General features: G+C 27.9%; 4 protein-coding genes. 3 read left to right on the forward strand and 1 reads right to left on the reverse strand.

Features of this window, described 5'->3' with window-relative positions:
* Window positions 1–575, reverse strand: a 575-nt coding sequence (locus LX80_RS14225; protein WP_146250561.1) for a response regulator transcription factor, incomplete at its 3' end; no start/stop codon positions are given.
* A gap of 609 nt (window positions 576–1,184) precedes the next feature.
* On the opposite strand from LX80_RS14225, the gene LX80_RS14230 reads away from it, so the two are divergent.
* From LX80_RS14230 to LX80_RS14240, 3 genes are all read left to right on the forward strand, one after another.
* Window positions 1,185–3,644: an outer membrane beta-barrel family protein gene (locus LX80_RS14230; protein WP_074417461.1), complete on the forward strand. Its 2,460-nt coding sequence runs from the start codon at window positions 1,185–1,187 to the stop codon at window positions 3,642–3,644.
* A 105-nt stretch (window positions 3,645–3,749) separates the two neighbouring features.
* Complete coding sequence (locus LX80_RS14235) at window positions 3,750–3,944, forward strand: hypothetical protein (protein WP_074417462.1); 195 nt, start codon at window positions 3,750–3,752, stop codon at window positions 3,942–3,944.
* Window positions 3,945–4,007: 63 nt separating this feature from the next.
* Complete coding sequence (locus LX80_RS14240) at window positions 4,008–5,309, forward strand: radical SAM/SPASM domain-containing protein (protein ID WP_111297315.1); 1,302 nt, start codon at window positions 4,008–4,010, stop codon at window positions 5,307–5,309.
* Window positions 5,310–5,615 lie beyond the last annotated feature (306 nt).

The raw sequence follows: 5,615 nt of genomic DNA on the forward strand, positions 1-5,615 counted from the left end.
ACTGTTTTCACGGAAATATGCATGCATTTCGCTATTTCTTCTTCATTCTCCATTGTTACTAACAATTGTAAATACAGTAGTTCTTTGTTGGTTAATTGTTGCGTAATATTTTTTTCATAGGGCAGTTTGTTAAAATGGTCAACAGCTTTATGAACCTGAGCTATATCAAAAGCAGTTGTATCAATGAAATCCTTTCGATAACTTACTGCATCAATAGCCTGCTCTAAAACAGCATGAGATAACTTTTTTTTACTCAAGAAGCCCTTTACACCAATATCCATTAACTCGGCAATTTCGAATTCAGAAAGCAAATCAGACAAAACTATAATAGGTAATGCGGGGCGAGCATAATGCAAAATGGCGGCAAGCCCCATGCCATCCATTTCGGGCATAAGTAAGTCGGTTATAATTACATCAGGTTCTGTTTTAACCTGCTGTAATTTTTGTAAACAATCAACACCATGATTAGCTGTAAACAGAATATTGAGATAAGGTATAGTATTTACCATGTGTTGAAGTTTTAATAGGTATGCCGGCTTGGCATCTACCAATACCAAATTCAAAGCAGAAGACATAATAAAAACATTTTGTATAAAATTAAATGATACCGGGTACAATTGGATAGGAAGATGCTATTTTTTAAAAAATTGCGTAGAAATACGTATAAGATTTAGGAAAATTACTAAAGATATATTAAATAATGTATTAGTTTCGGTTGTTCTTTATGTTTAACGAAAAGGCATATAAATAAAAATCATATAGTAGAATAATAAAAATAAAGAAACTAAGCAATGGAAAATATGAAAGATTAAAACATATTGTAAAAGTATTTTGGTAATCTACCAAATTTACAAGTTAAGAGTATAAAATAAATTTATAATAAATCAGTAGAATTGAATTAATATAAAATTATGGTGAAATTAAATATTTTAAAAAAGTTATTACGACTAGATTGGGTTTTGAAAATAAATTAACTTAAAAAAATATTAATAGCATTTTTAAAAGGCAGAAAAAATAAAACTGCAAGACAAACTTTATGAAAGATTTACAACTTAAAAATAAAAACCTTTAAGCCAAATGTAAACTTTAGTAATAATAAAAAGACTATACAAAATGAAGAAATAATTTGGGAGAATAATATTAAATACTATTAAAACTGCGATAATTATAATAAAAAATTACAGATGGAGTGTTTTATAAATATAATTTGGTTCTGCTTCAAAAAATTAAACCATAATCCTTCCAAATATCAATATATTTTTATTATAATATGTTTTATAATTGTATTTGTATTATTCAATTTAAACAATGTATTTGGACAAAGCCTGAAAGGAAAAATTGTAACTGCTAATAATACACCGATAGAATTTGTTACTGTTTCATTATTAAAAGATACTATTAATCTTGAAAACACAATAACAGACAGTAATGGTGTTTATCGTTTCACAAGACTTAAAATTGGACATTATAAATTATCGGTTTCACATATAAATTATGAAAATAAAGAAACAGCTTTTAATATGTTAAACGACACTATAATAAATGTTATGCTATTTCTTAAATCAAAAGAGCTTAAAGAAATAGCGGTATCAGGAAAAAAGCCGCTTATACAAAGAAAAGTTGACAGAATAATATTTAATGTAGAAAATAGTTTAACTGCAATTGGCTCAAATGCTTTAGAAGCAATAAGTAAAGCGCCGGGAGTTCGTGTTATTAACAATACAATTTCATTAGTTGGCAAAAGTAAGTTAGCGATTATGTTTAATGGACGACTATCTCAACTGACAGGAGACGATTTAATAAACTATTTAAAATCCACTTCAGCAAATGATATTTCTACAATAGAAGTTATTACAAATCCTCCAGCAAAATATGATGCAGAAGGAAATAGTGGCTTAATCAATATTATAACAAAAAAAAATACACAACTCGGATATAACTGCTCTGTACAATTAGGTGATGCACAATCTACTTATAATACGCTGTTAGGTGGAGTGAATTTAAATTATAATAAGGAAAAAAATAAACTGTACACTTTATTCAATGCAGGTAACGGATCAACCGCACCAATAGAGAAAAACATAATTTTTTATCCAACCCAAACATGGAAGAAAACCAATAATCGAAGAGACTACAACAGATATATTACAGGCACAATCGGTTATGATTATCAACCCAATGCTAAAACTGCAGCAGGATTTAATTATTCATTTGGCGCTCTTTCCCCTAACATGAAAGAAGCAATAAGTACACCAATATATAATTTATTCAATACCATTGATTCATCAATAAATACAAATGCCAATTCAACTAGAAATATTAACTATCAATCAGTAAATATTCATTTTGAAAATAAAATAGATAGTGTTGGAAAAAAAATAACGATTGATGGAGATTGGTACTTTTATCAGGATAACAATGAAAGAAAATTTACCAATGAAAATTATAATGCAAATGGGGAACTAATGCCAAATACATTAACTCAATATTTGTCGGGCAGCAAACAAAATATAAATTTATATACTTTAAATATTGTTGCAGATCTTCCATTTAAAGCATATAAAATTTCAGTTGGTGGAAAATTATCTTTTATTAATAACAAAAGTGATGTTTCATTTTATCAACGGATCAATAATAGATATGCATTTGACAATTCTAATTCAAATAATTTTATATATAATGAAAATACACAGGCAATTTTTGCTAATTTTAGTAAAACAATAAAGAAATTTGACTTTCAAGTGGGTTTACGGTCTGAAAATACAGGCACAACAGGAATTTCACAAAACAATAATCAGACTACAAAAAATTCATATTTTAAATTTTTTCCAACAGCCTATATAACATACAATTTAAATGATATGAATTCATTTTCTTTAAGTTATGGCAAAAGAATAAACAGACCCAGCTACTATAAATTAAATCCATTCAAATGGTATACTAATAGTTACTCATATTCAGAGGGAAATCCTTTTTTGCAACCATCATTTAATAATAATTTTGAAATATCACATACTTATAATAATTTTTTAACAACAGCTCTTTCTGTGAGCAATGAAAATAACAGATTTGACCAAATAACAATTGTACAAAATAATACAAATCTACAAATTACAAAGTATCTTAATTTTTTAAAAACTTATACCTATCAATTAAGTTCATCAGTGTTTATTAATAAAATAAATTGGCTTGAAACTAATAATCAGTTTCAAATATTTTATTCCGTTTCAAAGTCCAGCCTACCCGAAACTAAGCCGATAATTAAAGGTTGGGGGGGGTATGTCTCATCAGATAATCAAATCGTATTCAATAAAGTTAGAACAATACTAGGGGAATTAAATTTTTGGTACCAATTTCCATATATAGATGGACTAGATAAATCATCTGGCTATTATAACATTGATGCCGCTATTAAATTTTTAGTCCATAAAAAGAAACTACAGGTTACAATAAGTGGAAATGATATTTTAAAATCAAACAAACCAATTTATTATAGTCTTTTTAACAATATAAAACAACAGAACAATAACTACTATGATAATCAACAAATAAATATTTCTATATTATACAAATTTGGTAACCAGAAAATAAAGAAAAATTATAGACAAATAAACAATTCAGAAGAAACCAAAAGAATAAATTAAAATTTTCCGGAAAATGCGAGTATGAAGCATTAAAATTCATATCATGTTCAACAAATACCTAATAACATTAAACTTTGGTAATTTTTTAAAACTAAATTTTTTAAAATGAAGAATTCAAATTTGGAAAGTGCTCTCAAAAAATTAAATGAACATCAAGCTGGAATACCAAAAAATGAGAAAGGTGTTTCATTTTTGAGTAAGGACGATGCTAACAAAGTAAAGGGCGGAGTAGCTGCACCATCAGGATGCAATAAAGGTGGTTTTTCTTGTCCAATGTTTACGTCATGTGGCAAATTTTAGCTTGCCCACTTGTGGGGTTAATTTTTTAACCCCACAATTTTATTAATCATTAAATTTTTAAAAATGAATTTTAAACTATCACATTATGTTATTTTTTCAGATATAATCGATAAAAAAAACAATAGATTAATTTATACAACTAGAACTGGCTCTTTATTAAAAATTTCTGACAAAGTCTATTCACATTTGTTAAATAATGATTTTACAAACATCTCTAATGATGATATTATGCCATTAATTTTAAATGAGGCAATAGTAGATAATAATGAAGACGAATTTAAAGAAGTATTACAGAGAAACAGATTGGCTATTAAAGACAAGAGATTAGTAGCTTTTACCATACAACCAACAGGAAATTGTCAGTTAGGATGTAACTATTGCGGTCAAGTACACTCAAAGAAAACTATGAACGATTTAATAAAAAATAAAGTTGTTGAAAGAATTATTAAAAAAGTATCTGCTAAGCACATCACAGGACTTACTGTGGAATGGTATGGCGGTGAGCCTCTAATGGGTTTTGCAAAAATTATGGAGATAAGTAAAGATTTAATAGATTATGCTGAAAGAAATAACAAAACATATTTTGCAAGTATAATTACAAATGGACTTAGCCTAAAACTCCCAATTTTCAAAAAATTGGTTAAGGATTGTCAAATTAAACTTTTTCAAATTACGTTAGATGGCTTAGCTGAGACACATGATAAGCGACGTATTACAAAACAGGGTGAAAAAACATTTGATATTATTTTTGATAATATCAAAGCAGTGATTAATAGCAAGGAGTATGATGATAGTGATTGCGGAATTCTAATCCGTATTAATATTGATAAGACTAATGGTGACAATGTTACTAGGTTAATTGATTTACTTGCTCAATATGGATTTCATGAAAAAGGTGTAGCTTTTGAATTTAGCCCTGTAGTAAATTGGGGCGGCAATAATGCAGCCAAGAATAGTTACTCTCCAAAAGATTTCGGAAACTTAGAAATAGATTGGATACTTCATGCAATAAAAAAAGGATTTAAATATAAAACAGTTCTTCCATCCTTAAATCCAATAGTTTGCCAAGTTGTAGATAAAGAATCAGAGGTTTTTGACGCTGATGGAAATATTTATCCTTGCTACGAATTTCCATATACTCCAAAATATGAAAATGATAACTATAAAATAGGCAATATAATGTTTCCTGAAGAATCTTTTAACAATAATGCAATAACTAGAAATTGGAATACTGATATAGAAAAAGGTATCTCATTTTGTCCGACATGCAATTTATTTCCTGTATGTGGTGGAGGGTGTCCTAAAATTTGGTATAACAATGAAGTCGCATGTCCCTCTTTCAAAACAAATATTGTATCGTCCTAAAAATAGTTGACAGTTTTTTTGATTTAATCCTACGACAGGTTTACGATTTGTTTTTAGTCCTGCCATTGGTTTACTATTCAAAGTTAAGGTTGCAGATGAAAAAAATATTTTATAGCCCATCTCAGCTATAGAAATATTTTTTTCATCGGTATGTTTCCTCAGCAACTCCAACTTTTAATAGTTCCTTTTTTACATAATAGTTCTTCCATTTCCTTTCAACCGGTTCATTATGATTATGTAATTCTATAGGTGTTTTGTAACTAATACTACCATGTGGACGTAAATGATTATACACACTTATTGCTT

Origin of the sequence: Hydrotalea sandarakina, from assembly GCF_003254115.1 — a bacterium.
Lineage (GTDB): Bacteria > Bacteroidota > Bacteroidia > Chitinophagales > Chitinophagaceae > Hydrotalea > Hydrotalea sandarakina.

Excerpts from the sequence above, each read along its gene's own strand:
- LX80_RS14230 (WP_074417461.1), top strand. The coding sequence starts at position 1,185 with ATGGAGTGTTTTATAAATATAATTTGGTTCTGCTTCAAAAAATTAAAC.
- LX80_RS14235 (WP_074417462.1), top strand. The coding sequence starts at position 3,750 with ATGAAGAATTCAAATTTGGAAAGTGCTCTCAAAAAATTAAATGAACAT.
- LX80_RS14240 (WP_111297315.1), top strand. The coding sequence starts at position 4,008 with ATGAATTTTAAACTATCACATTATGTTATTTTTTCAGATATAATCGAT.